The sequence below is a fragment of the Pantoea septica genome, assembly GCF_002095575.1.
GTDB lineage: Bacteria > Pseudomonadota > Gammaproteobacteria > Enterobacterales > Enterobacteriaceae > Pantoea > Pantoea septica.
Genome location: NZ_MLJJ01000004.1, coordinates 90,644 through 111,540, shown reverse-complemented (window position 1 = coordinate 111,540; position 20,897 = coordinate 90,644). Strand labels below are relative to the sequence as shown.

Sequence of the window (20,897 nt, the reverse complement as noted above, 5' to 3'; positions counted from 1 at the left end):
CTGTCTTTTCGCTTATTGCATGCGGTTAGGTTTGCGCCTGTCAAAACAGGCGTTATTTTCATGCCGACTTATCGAATGCTTAAAATTGTGTCGAAAAGCGTGGTGGCCGTTTGCAGAATCTGAGCATTTGCCTGATAGTACTGGGTAAACATCTGCATATTGACCATCTCTTCATTGAGATCGACCCCGGACACCGCCTGCTGCTGATTAACAAATTCGTTAGCCACGCTGGCGCTGGTTTCAATTTCTCCCTTAAGGGCCGAGGCAGATGAACCCACCGAACTGGCCAGGCTGGCGTAGGCCTCCGACAGGGTCGACTTGCCGATGACCTCTTGGGTCTTAATGCCGATCATCTCTTTGATGTTTTCGTTATTGCTCTCTTCATCAGGATTGGCTGAACTGGAAGCGGCGATTTCATCACCATCGGTCAGCGCTACGCTGATGCTGCTTGCTGCGCCGGAAACCGGATTAAGGCTAAAGCTGTCCCCTTTCTGCGGCGTGCCCTGTGGCATCACGCTGATACCATCAAACTGAAGCGAGCCGTCGTTACCCACCGTCGGCGTCACTTTCGAGCCGTCCGCCCGGGTCACTTCCCAATCCGTGCCGTTAAAAGCGATCTCATAGTCGGTGGCCTGTACCTGGCTGATATCGGTATAGTTCACCGACAGGCTGGCATCGCCGCTATTATTGCGGTTCGCGATCGCAGTGGGATCGTCAATGGCAAAAATCGCCTTGCCTGCCTCACCGTTGAGATCGTAACCCTGCTGATTGACCTCGTTGAATTTATTTGCCATCTGCAATGCCAGCTGGTTCAGCTGATTGCGGGCATCAACAAGATCGTTATTACGGAATTTAAAGAGGCCACCCAGCTTGCCTTCTGAGCTGCGATCTTCGTCGAGCAGCATTTTGTTGCCAGCAGCATCGATATAAGACACAACCGTTCTGGAAGGATCGGCTGCGTCCGTAGAGGTTTCGAGATTATAGGAGCGCCCGTTGTACACCAGCGGCATACCGTTAGTCATGGTGACGTTAACAGTGCCGTCGGTGCTGTTTTCATCAACCTTAATGCCTGTCAGCTCGCTGAGTTTTGTCAGCAACGTATCACGCTGATCAAGCAGATCGGCGGGCACGCCCCCGGTCTGGCCATGCACTTTATTAATCTTCTGATTAATATCTGCCAGCTGAGAGGTATATGAGTTGATATCGTCAACACACTGGCTAATCTGGGTATTGGTACTTTTCTCCAGGCCGTTCAGCGTGCTGCTGTTGCTGCGGAATTGATTAGCAATGGTTTTAAACTGGGAAAGTACCTCCTGCCTGGCTGACGGGCTGACGGGATCGCTGCTGACTTTTTCCAGCGCACCGAAAATATTCCCCAGCGAAACGGAAATGTTATTGGTGTCATCTCCCAGCATATTATCAATTTGGCTGAGTTGCTCATACTGCGCGTTAAGCGCGGTGTACTGACTGGCTGCCCCTCTTACCTGGTTGCTGATAAAGCTGTTATAGGCACGAGCAACATCATTAACCTGAACGCCGTAGCCAAAAAAACCGCTGCTGGTTGTGCGACCGCCAGCCTCGCCCAGAACGATATTCCGTCTACTATAGCCGTTAACAAAAAGATCCTGCGTATCGCCATTGAAGGCGTTATTAATATTATTACCAACTACGTTAAGTGCAGATTGCGCGGAGCTGAGACCGGACTGTGCAATGTTAAATAAATTCATAACCACCACTTATTATGTTGTGTCTTGCCGTTTCAGGCGCTCTGAACAAATTGGGCGTACTTATCTATTCATATCGGTTGGACAAGAATATTCTGAAAAAAAATTCATTAAAAAAGAGAAGAAAGATCGTTTTTATAGGCTGAGGCGGCGTTATCAACACGATTTTTTACTTGCTGGATAATATTAATTAACTTGTTCGCATAATTTGGATCGGTGGCATAGCCGCCCGCCTGAAGCGCATGCGCTCCGCTCTCAGGCGTTTTTGCTGCTGCGACCTTCTGATAGCGCGGACTGCGCGCTATCAGTGCAGCATAATCAGCAAGCCCTTCGGCATAAGATTGATAAACGCGAAACGCCGCCTTAACCTTTTTGGCTACGCCGTTAATATATTCAGTGGTGGTGATTTCTGTGGTTTCCCCCTGCCAGTCAGGAGTCGCCTTAATGCCAAACAGATTATGGCTGCGTCTGCCGTCCTGCGTGGGAATTTCGCGATTGCCCCATCCCGACTCCAGTGCCGCCTGCGCAATAATGAGCTGATGCGGTACTCCACTTTTTTTCGATGCCGCAATAGCAGGCCCCGACAAACTGGCGATAAAGTTAGCATTATTTAAAACCGGGCCTGTCGATGTTGTTGGTCGAACGGCCTCCGCATCCTTTATCGGTGCTGGCGCCTGGAGAGAATAGAGCGGCGCAGTCAGCAGTGGACGCTTCGCTGGCAGACGGATATCCGTCGCCACCGCCGTCTGGACGAGCGCCTGTGGCGCGGGGGCCTGCTTCGCTTCTTCGGCACCCAGCGATTTAAGCATCATCCCGGCAAAACCCAGCGTGCCTTTGCTGGCAATGTTCTGTGCCAGCTGCTGATCCAGCATTGACGTAAACATTTCACTCTGCTGGCTGGAGAAAAGCCCCTCTTTCGGCGTCGCGTCACGCATACTTTTCAGCATCATCTGGACAAAGACAGCTTCCATCTGCTTCGCTGCGCCTTTCAGCCCCGCCTGCCGATCGCTTTTTGCTACCCGCTTAAGCGCGTCCAGTGAGCGGCTGTCAAAAGCCGCACCGATATTATTCATGCTTTCCGCCATTAGTTAATCTCCAGGCTTGCGTGCAGACAACCGGCATTTTTCATCGACTGCAAAATCGACATCAAATCGTTGGGCGTAGCGCCCAGGCCATTGAGTGCTCTGATAACATTATTTAAGTCGGCGCTGGTACGGACCTGCTGCAGCGAACCGCCCTGCTCTCTGACGGAGATATCGGTGTTGGGCACCACAGCGGTTTCACCGCCCGCCAGCGGCGTGTCTGGCTGGCTGACCTGGTTGGTGCGGGTCACTTCTACCATCAGATCGCCCTGCGCAACGGCGCAGGCATCCAGGGTGACATGTTTATTCATCACCACTGAGCCGGTACGCGCGTTAATAATGACCTTCGCTTCCATTGGGCCGCGTCGTATAGAGAGATTTTGCAAATTAGCGAGAAAGCGCACGCGGTCTGCGCTGTTCAACGGGGCATTCAGCCGGATAACACGCGCATCTTCTGCCAGCGCCGTTCCGCCGCCAAAGTGGCGGTTGATCTCATCGCTGATCTGTTGAGCGATACTAAAATCCTGCTCATTGAGCTGGAGCCTGAGCACAGGCTGATTGTTGAAACTGGCAGGGACTTCCCGCTCTACCGTGGCGCCGCCCGTAATACGCGCGCCGTTTAGCTGATTGACCTGAACCCGACTGCCGCCTGCCTGCGCCCCTGCGCCCGCCATCAACAGATTTCCCTGCGCCAGCGCATAAATCTGATTGTCGCTCCCTTTAAGCGGCGTCATTAACAGTGTCCCGCCGCGAAGGCTTTTGGCGTTACCCATTGAAGAGACAACAACGTCAATTTTCTCACCGCTGCGCGCAAAAGGAGGAAGCTCCGCCGTTACCATGACCGCCGCCACGTTTTTGAGCTGCATATTGGTTCCCGGTGGAACGGTAATCCCGAGCTGCGACAACATATTGTTCAGACTTTGCGTGGTGAAGGGGGTCTGCATGGTCTGGTCACCCGTCCCATCCAGCCCTACCACCAACCCATAGCCCATCAGGGTATTGCTTCTTACGCCCTGAATAGTGGCCAGGTCACGAATGCGCTCGGCGTGTGCCTGGCTCCCCAGGCAGCTGGCGATGCTCATCAACATCAGGCTGGCTATCAAAATGTAATCTTTCATATAGGGTCAGTTAAAAAGGAGAAAGCGTAAGGAAGAAGCGTTGTAACCAGCCCATCTGCTGTGCTTCGTTGATATAACCGTTGCCAACATATTCAATGCGAGCGTCTGCAACCTGCGTCGAGACCACGGTGTTACTGCCGCTAATGGTGCGCGGGTTGACAATGCCGGAGAAGCGGATGAATTCCGTCCCCTGATTGATGGCAATTTGCTTTTCACCCACGACGCTCAGGTTGCCGTTTTCCAGCACCTGCCGCACGGTGACGGTAATGGTGCCGCTGAACGTATTCTTCGCGGCTGCGCCGCCTTTGCCGCCGAAGTCGTTTTTGCCTGATATTTCAGTATTCGCCTTATCGCCGCCGAACAGACCAGACAAAAAGCGCGGCATGGCGCTGAAGGTAAGGCCGGTAGAGCTATCGCGCGAGGCGTTAGCGGATGAACTTTTACTGGCGCTGACGTTTTCCTGAAGCACGATGGTCAGGGTGTCGCCGATATTGCGCGGACGGCGATCTTCAAACATCGGCTGGTAACCGTAGTTCATTGCCTGTCCCGCCTGAAAAATTGAGCCGTTTACCGCTGTCGGTACGGCTGGAGCAGGCGTAGCCGTGGTCGCGCCCGAAACCAGCGGCTTATGCGGGATATAGCTACAGCCAGCCATGAGGCACGAGAGGGTAACTGTTATTGCCGCAACGGCATGCATAGTCACCTGGCGCGAGGTTGAAGGTTTCATTTCTCTTTCTGAAATAGTGGTCGCGGATGCCAGCGCTGCAGATAGCGCCAGCAATGCCGCCAGGTTTAAAGTTGCGTCAGACGCTGTAGCATCTGGTCGGAAGTCGAAACGGCTTTACTGTTAATCTCATAGGCGCGCTGCGTCTGGATCATATTGACCAGTTCTTCCGCCACATTAACGTTGGAGGTTTCTACATAGCCCTGTTTCAGCGTACCGGCACCGTTTAGCCCAGGCGTCGTTTCATTCGGTGCGCCCGATGCCTGGGTTTCGCGATAAAGGTTTTCACCGATACTCTCCAGACCCGATTCGTTGATAAATGTCGCCAGCGTTAGCTGACCAACCTGCTGCGGCGCCGTCTGGCCCGGTACCGTTACGCTGACGAGGCCGTCATTGCCGATCGTCAGCGTCTGCGCATCCTGAGGGATGGTAATGGCCGGCTGGATGGGATAACCGCTGGAGGTGACCAGCTGCCCGTTCTGATCAAACTGGAATGATCCATCGCGGGTATACCCTGTCGTCCCATCAGGCAATAACACCTGAACGAAACCGCCGCCTTCTATCGCGACATCTTTACTGTTATTGGTTTGGGTCAGGCTGCCCTGGCTATGAATGCGTTCCGTCGCTACCGGCCTTACGCCGGTCCCCAGCTGCAAACCTGAGGGGATGGTGGTTTGCTCTGACGACTGCGCACCCGGCTGGCGTAGCGTTTGATAAAGCAGATCCTCGAATACGGCCCGCTGACGCTTAAAACCATTGGTGCTGACGTTCGCGAGGTTATTGGATATCACATCCATATTGGTCTGCTGCGCTTCTAAACCTGTCTTGGCAATCCATAACGAGCGGATCATAAAATTCTCCTGCGGCGCCTTTAGGTGGCGCTCAGTAACTGGTTAGCACTATTGGCGTTTTCATCGACGGTGGTGATGACTTTCATCTGCATATCAAAGCTGCGGGCGTTGGCGATCATATCCACCATTGACTTCACCGGACTGACATTGCTGCCCTCAATGGCGCCAGGCGCCAGACGCAGGGCTGGCTCGCGCGGCAGCACCGGATTCGCAGCGCTATCCGCCACCAGAAAAAGGCCATCGTCACCGCGGCGAAGCGTCCGCATGTTCGCTTTGACCATCTTTATCTGGCCAATCTGCGCCAGCGCAGAGGGTTCATCGCCCGCGCCGCGCGCCGTGATGGAACCATCTGGCGCGATAGTGAGCTGCGCCTGCGGCGGCGCATTCAGAGGACCGCCGTCACCGATCAGCGGCAGCCCGCCAACCCGTAGCATGCCCTCACTGTCGACTTCGATATTGCCGTTGCGGGTATAGCCTTCGCTGCCATCCGCCCGCTGTACCGCCAGCCAGCCATCCTGCGGGAGCGCAACGTCCAGCGGCCGCCCTGTCTGCATAACCGGCCCCATGCTCTCATCGCTGTAAGGCGTCGACTCTGCCACCAGCGTTCGCGTTTGCAGCGTCGGCCCTTCGACAGGCACGGCGCGCGTCGCGGTCAGCTGAGCACGAAAGCCGTTTGTCGAGGCGTTGGCCAGGTTATTGGCCGTAACCGCCTGTCGATTAAGCGCGGCATTCGCCGCGCCCATTGCGGTATAAATCGCGCGATCCATATCAGCCCATTACCCCAGGTTAACCAGCGTTTGCATGATTTCAGACTGGGTTTTGATGGTTTGAGAATTGGACTGATAATTACGCTGATAAACGATCATGTTGACCATCTGTTGGCTCAAATCAACGTTTGAGGCTTCAAGCCTGTTGCCGTAAAGCGTGCCCAGGTTACCCGTGCCGGAAATACCGGTTACCGGCTGGCCTGAGGCGGGGCTTTCCTGCCAGCAGTTGTTGCCTTTTGGATCCAGGCCACCTGGATTAGCGAAGTTGCTCAGAACGACCTGGCCCAGCAGCTGCTGTTCGCCGTTGCTGTAGGAAGCGATGATCTGGCCATTATCACCCACGGTGTAGCCGGTCATCTGGCCGGGCGCATAGCCTGTCGTGGTCGGCGAATTCATGGAGGTTTCAGTCGCCTGCTGAGTGGTGCCAGACAGGTCCAGCGCGAAATCCAGCGGCTCGCCGCCTTTATAAGCAGCACTCTGTATTGCCAGCGATGCCGGATTGGTCACCAGCTGACCGGAAGAGTCAAAGTTCAGATCAGCTTCCTGATAAAGCGCCTTGCCGTTACCATCGGTGGAGGGTGCTGTAGCGTCGTTGCTATAGACCTTCCAGCTGTTGTCACCGGTTTTCACGTAGTAAACATTGACGGTGTGCTGATTACCCAGGCTATCGTAAGCCTCTACCTGAACGACCGAGCTATAGCTTTTGCCGTCGGCCGGATCGAAGGGATGTTCAGTCTGATCGATCGCTTCGCTTCCTGAATCCAGATTGCCGTTGAGGGTGCCGGCATCTGAAGCGCGCGCCATCATCTCACCGCCAGGGATCTGGATGGGCCCAACAGACGCGCCGGGCTGAATAGCGGGCGGCGTGCCGGTCGCCTGATAGCCGTTGAGAAACATGCCCTGGTTGTTGATGATGTAGCCGTTAGCGTCTTTCTGAAACTGCCCGTTGCGGCTATAGAAGACGCGGCCAGCGTCGTCAGTCAGACGAAAAAAGCCGTTCCCCTGGATACCCATATCGAGAGCGCTGCTGCCTGCGCCCAGTACACCGTCGCTGAAGTTCTGATTGACGCCAGCAACCTGAACGCCCATGCCGATCTGGGAACCAGCAAACACGTCTGCAAAAGCGATAGAGCCGGACTTAAATCCAACGGTTTGGGAGTTGGCAATATTATTGCCGACGACATCAAGCGCCTGCGAGGCGGCACTTAACCCACTGAGACCCTGTGAAAAGCTCATGAAAATTTCCTGGTGTTGAGTTAGATAAAAGAAAAATCATTCGATCATGTAGATGTCGCCCAGGGCAGCCGTCCCGTCGACGCCCAGCTGCAGCACGGCGCCTGACTGGGTAAAGGAGACGCTGTCCACCCGCGCTTTTTTAAGCGCAGTAATGTCTGGAACGTCACCGTCGCTGTTTTCCGCGCTAAAGGAGACATCGAAGCGGGTATCTGCCTGTTCCCTCGGATCGCTGGGCTGAAAATCGGTGAGATCGTCAAGGGCGTATTTGTGAACCCCGGCTTTGACGTCTTTCAGCTGCGCGGTATAGGCGTTACCTTCACTGTCAGTTAACGTTACGGTGATCTTTTCAGCATCGCGATTCAGCGAAAGGCCAAACTCTTTATTGCCCTCGTCCGCGGTAGAAACCACGGGTTTACCGTCAATCAGAACCGTACGACCTACCCAGTCTGCGGCGTTCATCTGCTGCATACTGGTGACCAGCGTACCGACACTGTTCAGGGTGGTATTCAGCTGCTGAATGCCCGACGCGGTATTCAGCTGCGCCAGCTGCGAAGTGAGCTGGTTATTATCCATTGGGTTGGTGGGGTCCTGATTCTGCATCTGCGCCACCAGCAGCGTCATGAAATTATTGGTAATATCATTAATGCTGTTGCCACCACCGCTGCTGTCAGAAACCGATCTTGCTGTGCCTGAATTCATTACCGGAGAAACGGCCATGTTTATTATCCTTATTGACCCAGCGTCAGCGTTTTTAACATCAGCGTTTTGGCTGTATTCATGACATCCACATTCGCCTGATAGCTGCGAGAAGCGGAAAGGGTATTGACCATTTCCCCCACGACATCCACATTGGGCTTACGGATATAACCTTTATCGTCGGCCAGCGGATTGCCCGGCTCGTAGACCAGACGATCTGGCGCGGTGCTCTCGACAACATCCGTTACGCGCACGCCTCCAATCGCTTCGTCGTTTTGGCTCTCTGTGCGAAAAATAACCTGGCGTGCACGATAAGGCTGCATATCTGGCCCAGCGACGCTATCAGCATTGGCCATATTGCTGGCGCTAACGTTAAGGCGCTGTGACTGCGCCTGCATTGCCGATCCGGCAATATGAAAGATACTGAAAAGTGACATAACGCTTTTTACCCCTGATTAATCACGCTCATCATGCTTTTGATTTGTGACCCGAGAAACGTCAGGCTCGACTGGTATTTAACGCTGTTATCTGCGAAGTTAACGCGTTCGCGATCCATGTCCACCGTATTGCCATCGGCGCTGGGCTGATCGGGAATACGATAAAGAAGCGCTTCATGATTAACGCCTTTAGCCTGCGCGCTGATATGGCGACCAGACGTTAAATTCAATGTGAGCGAATTATTATCATGTTGCCGCATCAGGGCAGTTTTTAAAGATTTGCTAAAATCGATATCGCGAGCCAGATAACCTGGCGTATCGGCATTCGCAATATTTGATGCCAGGACTTCCTGTCTCCGATCAAGCAAATTAAGCGCCTGCTGCTGAAACCTCAGCTCGTTATCAAGCCTGTCGATCATAGTTTTTCCGCTGACAAATAAGGATATATAGCCAGGGAGTTTAGAGGGAGAGTACGAAATATAAAAACATAAGCAGCCGACAATTCCTGGCGCATATTGCAAGTTAATAACTCAATCTCGCTGCAGCAAAACTAAACGCCCTAAATAGAGTCACACCTGTGCGCATTTAAACAATTTCCCTGCTGTTTGTTTAACGTATAATACTTCTCCTGTTACCCTCCAGCAGTGAAAAATGGTCTCTTACGCGATGCATGAAATTAAGCGATGCATTATATGCTTTCTATTTCTATTCTCCTCCTCTCCCGCAGTGGCTTTATCGGCCAAAACGGACTCAGTCAGTAAGATGATTAACGAAAAAATAGATCAGGTATTAGCCGCGCGTGCAAAGCAGAAATATGGCGACGCTGTACAGCAGCACGCTACGCTGCTCACGCCGGCCGAAAAAATGGCGGGCCTCTGCGCGACCCCCGCGCTTAAGGTGCCTGAAAGCATTCGCCTGACAGGCAATCGCACCGTCCTGGCACAGTGCGGGACCCGGCGCACTTTTATACAGATTCGCGTAGAGGCTGAGGGAAGCTACTGGATCACCACCCGTGCGTTACAGGCGGGCCAGCGCATCACGGAGCGGGATATTCGCCCGTTCAGGGGATCGCTCAGTCATGTGCCGTCAGCGACGATCTTTACTAACGAGTCGGTTATTGACGCGATACCTACTCGCATACTGCAAGCGGGTGACCTGCTGGTAAAAAACCAGCTTCGCCAGCAATGGCTGGCGGTGACGGGAAAAAGTGTCGACGTCATCAGTAGCGGCGCAGGGTTTGAGATTCGCGCTCAGGGTAAAGCAATGGCTAACGCAGCGGCAGGCCATCCGCTCAAGGTCAGAATGAAATCGGGTCGGATTGTCAGCGGCATCATAAGTGCCGACGGCGCGGTAAGAATAAGTGAGCAAAGATAATTTTAGTTTTTTTGGCCGCACCGTTATTAAGAGATGACGGCAAGAAAAAACAGATTGAGGTGTAATATGAGTATTGAGGGGACACTAGCGACACAAGCTGTTTCGCCAACTGCCTTTGAGCGTGAAACCTTCGCAGCGAAAACGCCTGCCGCTTCGGTGAATGGCCAGAAACCCTGCAGCCGCTCGGTGACCAGCGTCCATATCAGCGAAACGGCACAGAAAATTGCCAGCCGTGACACCAACGATGTCGATATGCATCGCGTTACGGCTATCCAGCAGGCACTGGCTGCGGGCGAGTATCACATCGACAGTCACGACATTGCCGGCAAGCTGGTACGTCATGTGATTGAGACGGGCCGATAGTCAGATTGAATTAACGTAAATCATGAACAAGTTACATACCCTTCTTACCCAACTGATCGAGGCGCTGCAAAAACTGCAGCCCATTTTGCAGGAAGAGAACAAGCAACTTAGCGCGCTGAAAGTGAATCCGGTGTCGCTGCAAATTATTTCCGATCATAAAAGCCGCCTGCTGGCGACTATCGCTCACTATGACGAGCAACGCAGGCGGCTGGAGCAGGAGCTGAGCCTGGCGACACCTTACGATGGGCATGCGGTGCTGTCACAGTGCTGGCAACAGATCGTGCAGCAGGTAAAAGCGAGCGACGATCTTAACCGGCAAAACGGTGAACTGCTGCAAAAACAGATGAACAACGCTGCTGGTTTTCGCAGCGCCGTTGATAAGGCAGGGGCTGGCCTGTCGCTATACGGTCAAAAAGGGAAAACCATGCAGCCCGGCGCGGGTCGGGCTTACAATATTACGGCCTGACCCTTAACCACTGCCGCTCCTGCCATTCAGGAGCGGATAATATGGCGCGCGCTGAGCTGCATCAACATCTCCGCTTCCAGCTCTCTCACTGGTTGCTCACCGTTGAGATGAATTTCCGCCTCAGACGGCGCTTCGTAAACGGCGTCGATGCCCGTAAAGTTCTTCAGCTCGCCCGCGCGTGCCTTGCGATATAACCCCTTAGGGTCGCGTGCCTCGCAGATGGCCAGCGGCGTATCGACGAACACTTCAATAAAGCGTCCCGCTGGCAGCATATCACGCACCATCTGCCGCTCGGCGCGGTGCGGCGAGATAAAGGCGGTAAGCACCACCAGCCCCGCATCCACCATCAGCTTCGCCACTTCGCCGACGCGGCGGATATTCTCTTTCCGATCCGCGTCGCTAAAGCCCAGATCGCGGCAAAGACCGTGGCGCACGTTGTCGCCGTCAAGCAAATAGGTACTGACGCCGAGCCGGTGCAGCGCCTGCTCCAGCGCGCCGGCCACCGTCGATTTACCGGAGCCGGACAACCCCGTGAACCACAGCACCGCGCCCTGATGGCCGTGCTGCCGCTCGCGCGCCTCGCGCGTCACCGGATGATCGTGCCACACCACGTTTTCATCGTGCTGCGCCATTACTCACCGCCCAGCAGATCGCGCGCGTTCCAGTGCGGGAAGTGGCGGCGGATCAGCGCGTTCAGCTCCAGCTCGAACGCGCTGAACTGGCCCGCTTGCCGCGCCGCGCCGCTCAGCGGCTCATGGATCATGCCTGCGCCGACGGTGACGTTGCTCAGGCGATCGATAAAGATCATGCCGCCGGTCACCGGGTTCTGCTGGTATTTATCCAGCACCATCGGTTCGTCGAAGGTCATTTCCACCAGGCCGATGCCGTTCAGCGGCAGCGTCTCGGCGGCGCGTCTCTCCAGCGTGTTGATCTCGACCTGATGAATAACTTTCTCCACGCGGCCGCGCGCCTTTTTGCCGGCGATTTTAATGTCGTAGCTCTGGCCCGGCTGCAGCGGCTGCTCCGCCATCCATACCACGTCCACGGTGGCGGACTGCACCGCCTCCAGCTCGGCGTCGCTGTCGACCAGCAGATCGCCGCGGCTGATATCGATCTCGTCGTTCAGCACCAGGGTAATGGCTTCGCCCGCGCCCGCTTCCTGCAGGTCGCCGTCAAAAGTAACGATGCGCGCCACGGTGGACTCCACGCCCGACGGCAGCACCTTCACGCGCTGGCCGACCCGCACCGCGCCGGAGGCGAGCGTACCCGCATAGCCGCGGAAATCCAGGTTCGGACGGTTAACGTACTGCACCGGGAAGCGCATCGGCTGCTGATCCACCACGCGCTTCACCTCGACGGTCTCCAGCACGTCGAGCAGCGTCGGGCCGCTGTACCACGGCATGGTCTGGCTCGGGGTGGCGACGTTGTCGCCCTCCAGCGCCGACATCGGCACGAAGCGGATATCCAGGTCTTCCGGCAGCTGCGCCGCGAAGTCGAGGTAATCCTGTTTAATCTGCTCAAAGGTCTCCTGACGGTACTCCACCAGGTCCATTTTGTTGATCGCCACCACCAGATGCTTAATGCCCAGCAGCGTCGAGATAAAGCTGTGGCGACGGGTCTGATCCAGCACGCCTTTGCGCGCGTCGATCAGCAGGATCGCCAGATCGCAGGTCGAGGCGCCGGTGGCCATGTTGCGGGTGTACTGCTCGTGCCCCGGCGTGTCGGCGATAATAAATTTACGCTTCTCAGTTGAGAAGTAGCGGTAGGCCACGTCGATGGTGATGCCCTGCTCGCGCTCCGCCTGCAGCCCGTCCACCAGCAGCGCCAGGTCGAGCTTCTCGCCCTGGGTGCCGTGACGCTTGCTGTCGTTGTGCAGCGAGGAGAGCTGATCTTCATAAATCTGACGCGTATCGTGCAGCAGGCGGCCGATCAGCGTGCTTTTGCCGTCGTCGACGCTGCCGCAGGTGAGAAAACGCAGCAGACTTTTATGCTGTTGCGCGGTCAGCCAGGCTTCCACGCCGCCCTGATCGGCAATCTGTTGTGCAATAACGGTGTTCATCTGCGTCTCCTTAGAAATAACCCTGACGTTTTTTCAGTTCCATTGAACCGGACTGATCGCGGTCAATCACGCGGCCCTGACGTTCGCTGGTGGTAGAGACCAGCATCTCTTCGATAATTTCCGGCAGCGTCTGCGCCTCGGACTCCACCGCGCCGGTAAGCGGCCAGCAGCCAAGGGTACGGAAACGCACCATGCGCTGCGTGATCACTTCGCCAGGCTGCAAATCGATACGGTCGTCATCCACCATCATCAGCATGCCGTCGCGCTCCAGCACCGGGCGCGGCGCGGCGAGATAGAGCGGCACGATTTCGATGTTTTCCAGGAAGATGTACTGCCAGATATCGAGTTCGGTCCAGTTCGACAGCGGGAAGACGCGGATGCTTTCGCCCTTGTTGATCTGGCCGTTGTAGTTATGCCACAGCTCCGGGCGCTGGTTCTTCGGATCCCAGCGGTGGAAACGGTCGCGGAAAGAGTAGATGCGCTCTTTGGCGCGCGACTTCTCTTCGTCGCGACGCGCGCCGCCGAATGCGGCGTCAAAGCCATACTTGTTCAGCGCCTGCTTCAGCCCTTCGGTTTTCATGATGTCGGTGTGCTTCGCGCTGCCGTGCACGAAGGGGTTGATGCCCATCGCCACGCCTTCCGGATTGCGGTGAACCAGCAGCTCGGCACCCATCTCTTTCACGGTGCGATCGCGAAACGCGTACATCTCGCGAAATTTCCAGCCGGTATCGACGTGCAGCAGCGGAAACGGCAGCGTGCCTGGATAGAAGGCTTTACGCGCCAGGTGCAGCATCACCGACGAATCTTTGCCGATGGAGTACATCATTACCGGATTGCCGAACTCCGCTGCGACCTCGCGGATGATATGAATGCTTTCCGCCTCTAACTGACGCAGATGAGTGAGTCTTTTTTGGTCCATGATTTTTCCTCAAGCCAGTGTGACAACGGCGGACTCGCGGGTCGCCTGCTGTGCAGAATGTTGAAACCACGCCAGCTGCTCATGCAGCTTCACTACTTCCCCGATCACCAGCAGCGCTGGCGTCGGCGCGGCGGCAGCCAGCGTCTCAAGCTGTTCCAGCGTGCCGGTCAGCACCTGCTGATCCTGCCGCGTGCCGCGGCCTATCACCGCCACCGGCGTCGCGGGATCGCGGCCGTGACGCATTAGCCCTTCGCTAATCGCCGCTGCCTTTACCGTGCCCATATAGATCGCCAGCGTCTGACGCGCGCGCGCCAGCGACGGCCAGTCGATGTCGTCGCCGTCGGCGCGACAGTGGCCGGTAATAAACAGCACGCTCTGCGCGTGATCGCGGTGGGTCAGCGGAATGCCGGCGTAGGCGGTAGCGCCCGCCGCCGCCGTCACGCCGGGCACCACCTGGAAGGGGATCCCCGCCTCCTGCGCCGCCTGCAGCTCTTCGCCGCCGCGGCCAAAGATAAAGGGATCGCCCCCTTTCAGGCGCACCACGCGTTTGCCTTTGCGCGCCAGCTCTACCAGCAGGCGATTGGTCTCCTCCTGCGGCACCGAGTGCGCGCCGGCGCGTTTGCCGACGCAGATGCGGTCAGCGTCGCGGCGCACCAGATCCAGCACGTCGTCGCTGACCAGATGGTCGTAAAGCACTACGTCCGCCAGCTGCATCACCTGCAGTCCGCGCAGCGTCAGCAGGCCGCTGTCGCCGGGTCCGGCGCCGACCAGAATGATCTCGCCTTCGCGGTTCGGCTCTTCATTGAGCTCGCGCGCCAGCGTGCGCGTCGCTTCTTCCACGTTGCCCGCCGACATCTGACTGGCGAACAGCCCGTTAAAGGCGCGCTCCCAGAAGCGGCGGCGATCGGACATGCGGCCAAAGCGCTGTTTTACGCGGTCGCGAAAGCCGCCCGCGACCTCCGCCATCTGCCCCAGGCTGGCAGGCAGCAGCGCCTCCAGCTTTTCGCGCAGCATACGGGCCAGCACCGGCGCGGTGCCGCTGGAGGAGATTGCGACCACCAGCGGAGAGCGGTCCACGATAGAGGGGAAGATAAAGCTGCACTTCGGCTGGTCATCTACCACGTTGACCAGTCGGTGACGGGCGTTGGCTTCGTCGTAAACCTGACGGTTGAGCAGGTTATCGTCGGTAGCGGCGATGGCGAGAAAAACCGCGTCGAGCTGCGCCGGCTCGAACGCCGTCGCCAGCCATTCGATCTGCTGTTCCTGATGCAGCGCCTGAAGTTCGGGGCAGAGCTCGCGCGACACCACGCGCACCTGCGCGGAAGCGCGACGCAGCAGTTCAATTTTGCGCGCCGCGACGTCGCCGCCGCCGACAACCAGCACCGGACGACCTTTGAGATCGGCGAAAAGAGGCAAATAGTCCACGATAACCCTGCCGTTGTAACCGTAATTTAACGCGACTATACGTTGCGCCCTTCTGGCAGATGAAATTACGAATTGGAATGAGTAGTTACCGAATGGAATAACGCTCCTGGCAAGCTCATAACAAAATGTGCTTAACGGATGATCTGGCAAGGCTTTCAGAGCGAATCAAATTGTTTAATGGCGATCACAGTTTCATACTGGAGAGCGAAAAAATTTTGGCTTTTCGTCACAGGATGACCCACAAGGAACACCCCATGCTTGCCCTTCTCCGCCTGACCGCGCTGGCTGCGCTGTTGAATTGCGGTTTCGCTCTGCACGCCCAGGCCGCCAGCGTCGCGCCGGGGGCATTTGCCGAGCAGCAGCTTCGTCACATCGCCACTTACTTCCCTGGCCGCATGAGCGGCAGTCCGGCCGAAATGATGGCCGCCGACTATCTGCAGCAGCAGTTCGCCGCGCTCGGTTTTCAGAGTAATACCCGTCAGTTCAATACCGGCTACCGCTGGCGCGAGTCCAATGGCGATCTACGCTGGCATAAAGTGACGGCGACCTCGGTGATCGCCGCTCGCGCCGGCAGCGCGCCGCAGGAGATCCTGATTGTGGCGCATCTCGACACCTGGACGCCGCTCAGCAGCAGCGACGCCGAGCATAACCTTGGCGGCCTGCGTCTGCAGGGCGTCGACGACAACGCCTCAGGGCTGGGCGTGATGCTGGAGCTGGCGCAGCAGCTGAGCCGCCGGCCGCTGCATTACGGCGTGCGTTTCGTGGCCCTGAGCGCAGGCGAAACCGCGCTGGGCGGCATGCAGGATTATGTGGCGCGCATGAGCGAGAAAGAGAAAAAGAACACGCTGCTGGTAATAGACCTCAACAGCCTGATCACCGGCGACCATCTCTATTTCAACAGCGGCAGCAATACGCCGCGCGCGGTGCGCAAGCAGACCAGCGAGCGCGCGCTGCGCCTGGCGCAGCAGTTCGGCATTCCCGCCGCCAGCCACCAGATGGCGGCGCGCGACTATAACGCCGCCAACGCCTTCGATAAGGCGGGTTTTCCGCTGCTGGACGTGACGGCGAGCAACTGGGCGCTGGGCAGCAAAGACGGCGCGCAGCAGCGCAGCCGCTCGAAGCATTTCCCGGACGGCACGACGCGCCATCAGATCGACCTCGATAACCTCGCCTGGCTCGATCGCTGGCTGCCGGGCCGCATTTCGCTGCGCGCGCGCGACAGCGTCAAGGTGCTGCTGCCGCTGCTGGGCGAGCTGACCAACCCGAAAGTATAAAGGCGTGAAACGCAGGGAGCGCGCTGGCCAGCGCGGCCAGCGCGGCAACACTCAGCCTTCGTGCAGGCCGCACTCGCGCTTCAGGCCGAAGAAGCGCGTCTCCTCTTCCGCCATGCCGGGCTCCCATTTGCGCGTGGTGTGGGTATCGCCCACCGACAAATAACCCCCGTCCCACAGCGGATGGTATTTGAGATTGTGCTGCTGCAGATAGTGATGAATCTGACGGTTGTCCCAGTCGATAATCGGCAGCACCTTGAACACGCCGCGCTGCACGCCGAGCACCGGCAGATTCGCACGACTGCCGGACTGATCGCGCCGCAGCCCGGCGAACCAGGTCTGCGCGCCCAGCGTCTGCAGCGCGCGGTTCATCGGCTCGACCTTGTTGATCTGGTTGTACTGCTCAATGCCTTCCACGCCCTGCTCCCACAGTTTGCCGTAGCGCGCTTCCTGCCAGGCCGCCGAGGTTTCGGCGCGGAATACCTGCAGATTCAGGCCCAGCTGATCCGTTAGCTGATCGATAAAACGGTAGGTTTCCGGGAAAAGATAGCCGGTATCGGTAAGGATCACCGGAATATCGGGCATCTGCCGCGTGACCAGATGCAGCGACACCGCCGCCTGAATGCCGAAACTTGACGAGAGCACAAAGGCGCCCGGCAGGTTTTCCAGCGTCCAGCTGACGCGCGCCTCCGCCGAGCTTTTCTCCAGCTGCGCATTAACGGACGCCAGCGCCAGCGTGCGCTCGACTTTGTTCATTTCACCCAGTGCTGCGAGGTCGAACTGACTCATACTGCCTCCGAATCCCAGAAATCACGTGCCGGATCGACGACCGGCTTGACGATGCCTGCGCGGATCGCGAAGTCGCCGAAGCCCTCAGCGCCGTGACGCTCGCGCGCCCAGCGTCCCACCAGCTCGTCGATGCTGGCAAGGATCTCGCTTTCGGTGATGTTCTCGCGGTACATGCGCGGAATGCGCGTGCCGATGCGGTTGCCGCCGATATGCAGGTTGTAACGGCCCGGCGCTTTGCCCACCAGCCCGATTTCCGCCAGCATGGCACGGCCGCAGCCGTTGGGACAACCGGTGACGCGTAGCACTATGTGCTCTTCGCCTACGCCGTGGCCGTGCATGATCTCTTCGACTTTGGTGACGAAGGCGGGCAGAAAACGCTCCGCTTCCGCCATCGCCAGCGGGCAGGTCGGGAAGGATACGCACGCCATCGAGTTTTCGCGCTGCGCGGTCACGCCCTCCATCAGGCCGTGTTCACGCGCAATCGCCTCGATTTTCCCCTTTTCGCTCTCCGGCACGCCGGCCACGATCAGGTTCTGGTTCGCCGTCAGGCGGAAGTCGCCCTGATGCACGCGCGCAATCGCCGCGATGCCGCTTTTCAGCGGACGGTCCGGGTAGTCGAGCAGGCGGCCGTTTTCGATAAACAGCGTCAGGTGCCACTTCTTATCGATGCCCTTGATCCAGCCGATGCGGTCGCCGCGGGTGGTGAACTCGTAAGGGCGAATCGGCTCGAACGTCAGCCCGGCGCGCTTCTCGACTTCCGTTTTAAAGGTCTCGACGCCGACGCGCTCCAGGGTATATTTGGTTTTGGCGTTTTTACGATCGGTGCGGTTGCCCCAGTCGCGCTGGGTGGTCACCACCGCAGCCGCGACCTCCAGCGTTTTCTCCAGCGGCAGATAGCCGAACTCGCTGGCGGTGCGCGCATAGGTCGCTTTGTTGCCGTGCTCGATCGACAAGCCGCCGCCGACCAGCAGGTTAAAGCCAATCAGCTTGCCCTTCTCCGCCACAGCGATAAAGTTGAGGTCGTTAGCGTGCAGATCGACGTCGTTGTGCGGCGGGATCACCACCGTGGTTTTAAACTTACGCGGCAGATAGGTCTCGCCGAGGATCGGCTCCTCATCCGTGGTCGCGACCTTCTCTTTATCCCACCAGATTTCTGCGTAGGCACGGGTGCGCGGCAGCAGATGCTCGGAGATCTTTTTCGCCCACTCGTAGGCTTCCTGATGCAGCTCCGACTCGACCGGGTTTGAGGTGCAAAGCACGTTGCGGTTGACGTCGTTAGCGGTTGCCAGCGCGTCGAGCCCGACCTCATGCAGCATCTGGTGCGAAGGCTTGACGTTCTTCTTTAGAATGCCGTGAAACTGAAAGGTCTGGCGGTTGGTCAGACGAATGCTGCCGTACAGGGTTTTCTCGGTAGCGAACTTATCGATCGCCAGCCACTGCGTCGGCGTGATGATGCCGCCCGGCAGACGGCAGCGCAGCATCATAGCGTGACGCGGCTCCAGCTTCTGCTCGGCGCGCTCGGCGCGAATGTCGCGATCGTCCTGCTGGTACATGCCGTGGAAACGGATCAGCAGAAAGTTATCGCCGTTAAAGCCGCCGGTCAGGCCATCATCCAAATCCTCCAGGATGGTGCCGCGTAAATAGTTGCTCTCTTTTTTAAGACGCTCGGCGTCGACCAGCTTGCCTTCAACGACCAGCGGTCCGGGGTGTTTTTCGCTCATTAGTAAACGTCTCGCTGATAGCGGCGCTCGATGCGCAGCTCGCTTAAAAATTCGTCGGCCGTTTCACGATCCATTGCGCCGTGTTCGACCACCACATCCAGCAGTGCCTGCTCGACATCCTTCGCCATACGGTTGGCGTCGCCGCAGACATAAATATGCGCGCCCTCTTCGATCCAGCGCCACACTTCCGCCCCTTTCGCGCGGATTTTGTCCTGCACGTAGATTTTCTGCTCCTGGTCGCGCGACCAGGCGAGATCGATATGGGTCAGCAGGCCATCTTTCACATACTGCTGCCATTCCACCTGATAGAGAAAATCCTCGGTGAAGTGCGGATTGCCGAAGAAGAGCCAGTTTTTTCCGCCTGCGCCGTCGTTGTCGCGCTGCTGCATAAAGGCGCGGAACGGCGCGATGCCGGTGCCCGGACCAATCATAATGACTGGCGCATCGGGATTGGCAGGCAGACGGAAGTTATCGTTATGCTCGATAAAGACGCGAATTTCCGCATCCTCTTCCAGGCGGTCGGCCAGGTAGCTGGAGGCGCCGCCTGCACGCGCGCGGCCGTCGACATCGAAGCGCACCGCGCCGACGGTAATATGGACTTCAGTTTCATTCTCCGCCTGCGACGAGGCGATAGAGTAGAGGCGCGGCGTCAGCGGACGCAGCAGCGTCGTCAGCTGTTCGGCGTTGAGTTCGGTCGGCGCGTTACGCACCATATCGACGATCGGGAAGGTCTGCGCGTAGTGCTGCAGCTTCGCCTTATCGCCCACCAGCGCCAGCAGCACGTCGTTGCGCGACAGCGCGGCGTACTGCTCGACAATCTGCGCGGTGTTCACCGTCAGCTCAAAGCGTTTTTGCAGCGCCTCGCTAAGCGGCAGGGTTTCGTTGTCAATCTGCACTGGCTCGTCGCCTTTCAGCCACAGCAGGCTCAGGAGTTCGGCGACCAGATCCGGATCGTTTTCATACCAGATGCCCAGCGCGTCGCCTGGCTGGTAGCGCAGGCCGGAGTCGCCCAAATCGATTTCGATATGACGCACGTCCTTATCGGAATTGCGGCCGGTAATTTTTTGGTTTACGGCGAAGCTGGCGGTCAGCGGCGCCTCTTTGGTGTAGGGGCTGCTGTGCACTTCATTGACGCTGCCGGTGGCGGTCGCCGCAGCCTGCGCGGGCGTTTCGCTCGGCACGCGCTGTTTCAGCACCTCGACCAGCGCGCGGCGCCAGCTGGCTGCCGCTTCGGCGAAATCGACGTCGGCGTCGACGCGATCCAGCAGGCGCTCTGCGCCCAGCTCCGCCAGGCGGCTGTCGAAGTCCTTACCCGCTTTGCTAAAGAATTCGTAAGAGGTGTCGCCGAGGCCTAGCACCGCGAAGGCAGCGCCATTAAGCGCAGGCGCTTTTTTCGACATCAGGAATTTATGCAGCGCCACCGCCTCTTCCGGCGGATCGCCTTCGCCCTGCGTGGAGGTCACCACTACCAGCAGCTTCTCCTGGCCGATCTGCTTGAACTTGTAATCGCCGGCGTTAACCAGCTTAACGTTCAGCTTCGCCGCCTGCAGATCGTCGCGCAGCTGTTCGGCGACGCGGCGCGCGTTGCCGGTTTGCGAAGCCGAGATCAGCGTAATCGCCGGGATCTCCGCCGCCGCAGCCGGCGCGCTGGCTGCGACGCTGCCGGGCGTCTGATTGATCATTCCCCAGAAATAGCCAGAAATCCACGCCAGCTGGGTGGGAGAAAAATCAGTCGTTGCCGCCTGTAAGCGCGCAAGTTGCTCCGGGTTAAGCGGGAGCAGAGAACCTGGGGGTGCCTGAGTCGTCATCGCGTTAAGAATTCCAGTATCCAGAGTCCGGACGGTAAAGTAGCAGAAAGAGTGGTAGGTTACCGGC

Annotated in this window: 21 protein-coding genes; 4 read left to right on the top strand and 17 right to left on the bottom strand. The window is 57.7% G+C overall.

Features of this window, described 5'->3' with window-relative positions:
• Positions 1 to 68 precede the first annotated feature (68 nt).
• The 10 genes from flgK to flgB all read right to left on the bottom strand — a co-directional run bounded on the left by flgK (position 69) and on the right by flgB (position 9,054).
• Positions 69 to 1,727, bottom strand: coding sequence for a flagellar hook-associated protein FlgK (flgK, locus tag HA46_RS03355; protein ID WP_084882164.1), 1,659 nt, complete (start codon positions 1,725 to 1,727; stop codon positions 69 to 71).
• Between the two features lie 107 nt (positions 1,728 to 1,834).
• Positions 1,835 to 2,809: a flagellar assembly peptidoglycan hydrolase FlgJ gene (gene flgJ / locus HA46_RS03350; protein WP_084882163.1), complete on the bottom strand. Its 975-nt coding sequence runs from the start codon at positions 2,807 to 2,809 to the stop codon at positions 1,835 to 1,837.
• Complete coding sequence (locus HA46_RS03345) at positions 2,809 to 3,894, bottom strand: flagellar basal body P-ring protein FlgI (protein WP_208857389.1); 1,086 nt, start codon at positions 3,892 to 3,894, stop codon at positions 2,809 to 2,811. The genes flgJ and HA46_RS03345 overlap by 1 nt, the downstream gene beginning before the upstream one ends.
• A 40-nt stretch (positions 3,895 to 3,934) precedes the next feature.
• Complete coding sequence (locus HA46_RS03340) at positions 3,935 to 4,621, bottom strand: flagellar basal body L-ring protein FlgH (protein ID WP_244277499.1); 687 nt, start codon at positions 4,619 to 4,621, stop codon at positions 3,935 to 3,937.
• Between the two features lie 95 nt (positions 4,622 to 4,716).
• Positions 4,717 to 5,499: a flagellar basal-body rod protein FlgG gene (flgG, locus tag HA46_RS03335; protein WP_033792035.1), complete on the bottom strand. Its 783-nt coding sequence runs from the start codon at positions 5,497 to 5,499 to the stop codon at positions 4,717 to 4,719.
• 20 nt (positions 5,500 to 5,519) lie between these two features.
• Positions 5,520 to 6,266, bottom strand: coding sequence for a flagellar basal body rod protein FlgF (locus tag HA46_RS03330; protein ID WP_084882160.1), 747 nt, complete (start codon positions 6,264 to 6,266; stop codon positions 5,520 to 5,522).
• A gap of 9 nt (positions 6,267 to 6,275) precedes the next feature.
• Positions 6,276 to 7,502: a flagellar hook protein FlgE gene (gene flgE, locus HA46_RS03325; RefSeq protein ID WP_084882159.1), complete on the bottom strand. Its 1,227-nt coding sequence runs from the start codon at positions 7,500 to 7,502 to the stop codon at positions 6,276 to 6,278.
• Between the two features lie 36 nt (positions 7,503 to 7,538).
• Positions 7,539 to 8,219: a flagellar hook assembly protein FlgD gene (locus HA46_RS03320; RefSeq protein ID WP_033792038.1), complete on the bottom strand. Its 681-nt coding sequence runs from the start codon at positions 8,217 to 8,219 to the stop codon at positions 7,539 to 7,541.
• 11 nt (positions 8,220 to 8,230) lie between these two features.
• Positions 8,231 to 8,635 carry a flagellar basal body rod protein FlgC gene (gene flgC, locus HA46_RS03315; protein ID WP_033792040.1) on the bottom strand — a complete coding sequence of 135 codons (405 nt, stop codon included), beginning with the start codon at positions 8,633 to 8,635 and terminating at the stop codon, positions 8,231 to 8,233.
• 8 nt (positions 8,636 to 8,643) lie between these two features.
• Positions 8,644 to 9,054 carry a flagellar basal body rod protein FlgB gene (gene flgB, locus HA46_RS03310; RefSeq protein ID WP_033792041.1) on the bottom strand — a complete coding sequence of 137 codons (411 nt, stop codon included), beginning with the start codon at positions 9,052 to 9,054 and terminating at the stop codon, positions 8,644 to 8,646.
• A 343-nt stretch (positions 9,055 to 9,397) separates the two neighbouring features.
• Between flgB and flgA the strand changes: the two genes are divergently transcribed.
• From flgA to HA46_RS03295, 3 genes are all read left to right on the top strand, one after another.
• Positions 9,398 to 10,009, top strand: a complete 612-nt coding sequence (gene flgA, locus HA46_RS03305) for a flagellar basal body P-ring formation chaperone FlgA (protein WP_158086835.1) — start codon at positions 9,398 to 9,400, stop codon at positions 10,007 to 10,009.
• 66 nt (positions 10,010 to 10,075) lie between these two features.
• Positions 10,076 to 10,372 (top strand): flagellar biosynthesis anti-sigma factor FlgM, encoded by a 297-nt coding sequence (flgM, locus tag HA46_RS03300; RefSeq protein WP_158086834.1) that lies wholly within the window; start codon positions 10,076 to 10,078, stop codon positions 10,370 to 10,372.
• Positions 10,373 to 10,394: 22 nt separating this feature from the next.
• A complete protein-coding gene (locus tag HA46_RS03295; protein ID WP_084882156.1) occupies positions 10,395 to 10,838 on the top strand; it encodes a flagella synthesis protein FlgN in 444 nt (147 codons plus the stop codon).
• Between the two features lie 26 nt (positions 10,839 to 10,864).
• Here HA46_RS03295 and cysC read toward each other — a convergent pair whose 3' ends face one another.
• Genes cysC through cysG form a run of 4 tightly spaced genes read right to left on the bottom strand, consistent with a single transcriptional unit; the run spans position 10,865 to position 15,241 of the window.
• Positions 10,865 to 11,470, bottom strand: coding sequence for an adenylyl-sulfate kinase (gene cysC / locus HA46_RS03290; protein ID WP_033792045.1), 606 nt, complete (start codon positions 11,468 to 11,470; stop codon positions 10,865 to 10,867).
• A complete protein-coding gene (cysN, locus tag HA46_RS03285; RefSeq protein ID WP_033792046.1) occupies positions 11,470 to 12,897 on the bottom strand; it encodes a sulfate adenylyltransferase subunit CysN in 1,428 nt (475 codons plus the stop codon). The genes cysC and cysN overlap by 1 nt, the downstream gene beginning before the upstream one ends.
• A 10-nt stretch (positions 12,898 to 12,907) precedes the next feature.
• Complete coding sequence (gene cysD / locus HA46_RS03280; RefSeq protein ID WP_033792047.1) at positions 12,908 to 13,816, bottom strand: sulfate adenylyltransferase subunit CysD; 909 nt, start codon at positions 13,814 to 13,816, stop codon at positions 12,908 to 12,910.
• 9 nt (positions 13,817 to 13,825) lie between these two features.
• Positions 13,826 to 15,241, bottom strand: a complete 1,416-nt coding sequence (gene cysG, locus HA46_RS03275) for a siroheme synthase CysG (protein WP_084882155.1) — start codon at positions 15,239 to 15,241, stop codon at positions 13,826 to 13,828.
• A 254-nt stretch (positions 15,242 to 15,495) separates the two neighbouring features.
• On the opposite strand from cysG, the gene HA46_RS03270 reads away from it, so the two are divergent.
• A complete protein-coding gene (locus HA46_RS03270; protein WP_033792049.1) occupies positions 15,496 to 16,515 on the top strand; it encodes an aminopeptidase in 1,020 nt (339 codons plus the stop codon).
• Positions 16,516 to 16,566: 51 nt separating this feature from the next.
• On the opposite strand, the gene HA46_RS03265 is transcribed toward HA46_RS03270, so the two are convergent.
• The 3 genes from HA46_RS03265 to cysJ are packed head-to-tail and all read right to left on the bottom strand — an operon-like array spanning position 16,567 to position 20,830.
• The gene (locus tag HA46_RS03265) at positions 16,567 to 17,301 is read right to left on the bottom strand and encodes a phosphoadenylyl-sulfate reductase (RefSeq protein ID WP_084882154.1); all 735 of its coding nucleotides are present in this window, start codon (positions 17,299 to 17,301) and stop codon (positions 16,567 to 16,569) included.
• The gene (gene cysI / locus HA46_RS03260; RefSeq protein ID WP_084882153.1) at positions 17,298 to 19,022 is read right to left on the bottom strand and encodes an assimilatory sulfite reductase (NADPH) hemoprotein subunit; all 1,725 of its coding nucleotides are present in this window, start codon (positions 19,020 to 19,022) and stop codon (positions 17,298 to 17,300) included. The genes HA46_RS03265 and cysI overlap by 4 nt, the downstream gene beginning before the upstream one ends.
• Positions 19,022 to 20,830 (bottom strand): NADPH-dependent assimilatory sulfite reductase flavoprotein subunit, encoded by a 1,809-nt coding sequence (cysJ, locus tag HA46_RS03255; protein WP_084882152.1) that lies wholly within the window; start codon positions 20,828 to 20,830, stop codon positions 19,022 to 19,024. The genes cysI and cysJ overlap by 1 nt, the downstream gene beginning before the upstream one ends.
• Positions 20,831 to 20,897 lie beyond the last annotated feature (67 nt).

Coding starts and splice junctions, on each gene's coding strand:
- flgA (WP_158086835.1), top strand. CDS start 9,398: ATGATTAACGAAAAAATAGATCAGGTATTAGCCGCGCGTGCAAAGCAG.
- HA46_RS03320 (WP_033792038.1), bottom strand. CDS start 8,219: ATGGCCGTTTCTCCGGTAATGAATTCAGGCACAGCAAGATCGGTTTCT.
- HA46_RS03340 (WP_244277499.1), bottom strand. CDS start 4,621: ATGCATGCCGTTGCGGCAATAACAGTTACCCTCTCGTGCCTCATGGCT.
- cysC (WP_033792045.1), bottom strand. CDS start 11,470: ATGGCGCAGCACGATGAAAACGTGGTGTGGCACGATCATCCGGTGACG.
- cysN (WP_033792046.1), bottom strand. CDS start 12,897: ATGAACACCGTTATTGCACAACAGATTGCCGATCAGGGCGGCGTGGAA.
- HA46_RS03295 (WP_084882156.1), top strand. CDS start 10,395: ATGAACAAGTTACATACCCTTCTTACCCAACTGATCGAGGCGCTGCAA.
- flgG (WP_033792035.1), bottom strand. CDS start 5,499: ATGATCCGCTCGTTATGGATTGCCAAGACAGGTTTAGAAGCGCAGCAG.
- flgK (WP_084882164.1), bottom strand. CDS start 1,727: ATGAATTTATTTAACATTGCACAGTCCGGTCTCAGCTCCGCGCAATCT.
- flgJ (WP_084882163.1), bottom strand. CDS start 2,809: ATGGCGGAAAGCATGAATAATATCGGTGCGGCTTTTGACAGCCGCTCA.
- HA46_RS03330 (WP_084882160.1), bottom strand. CDS start 6,266: ATGGATCGCGCGATTTATACCGCAATGGGCGCGGCGAATGCCGCGCTT.
- flgM (WP_158086834.1), top strand. CDS start 10,076: ATGAGTATTGAGGGGACACTAGCGACACAAGCTGTTTCGCCAACTGCC.
- HA46_RS03270 (WP_033792049.1), top strand. CDS start 15,496: ATGCTTGCCCTTCTCCGCCTGACCGCGCTGGCTGCGCTGTTGAATTGC.
- cysJ (WP_084882152.1), bottom strand. CDS start 20,830: ATGACGACTCAGGCACCCCCAGGTTCTCTGCTCCCGCTTAACCCGGAG.
- cysI (WP_084882153.1), bottom strand. CDS start 19,022: ATGAGCGAAAAACACCCCGGACCGCTGGTCGTTGAAGGCAAGCTGGTC.
- HA46_RS03265 (WP_084882154.1), bottom strand. CDS start 17,301: ATGAGTCAGTTCGACCTCGCAGCACTGGGTGAAATGAACAAAGTCGAG.
- flgE (WP_084882159.1), bottom strand. CDS start 7,502: ATGAGCTTTTCACAGGGTCTCAGTGGGTTAAGTGCCGCCTCGCAGGCG.
- flgB (WP_033792041.1), bottom strand. CDS start 9,054: ATGATCGACAGGCTTGATAACGAGCTGAGGTTTCAGCAGCAGGCGCTT.
- cysD (WP_033792047.1), bottom strand. CDS start 13,816: ATGGACCAAAAAAGACTCACTCATCTGCGTCAGTTAGAGGCGGAAAGC.
- HA46_RS03345 (WP_208857389.1), bottom strand. CDS start 3,894: ATGTTGATGAGCATCGCCAGCTGCCTGGGGAGCCAGGCACACGCCGAG.
- flgC (WP_033792040.1), bottom strand. CDS start 8,635: ATGTCACTTTTCAGTATCTTTCATATTGCCGGATCGGCAATGCAGGCG.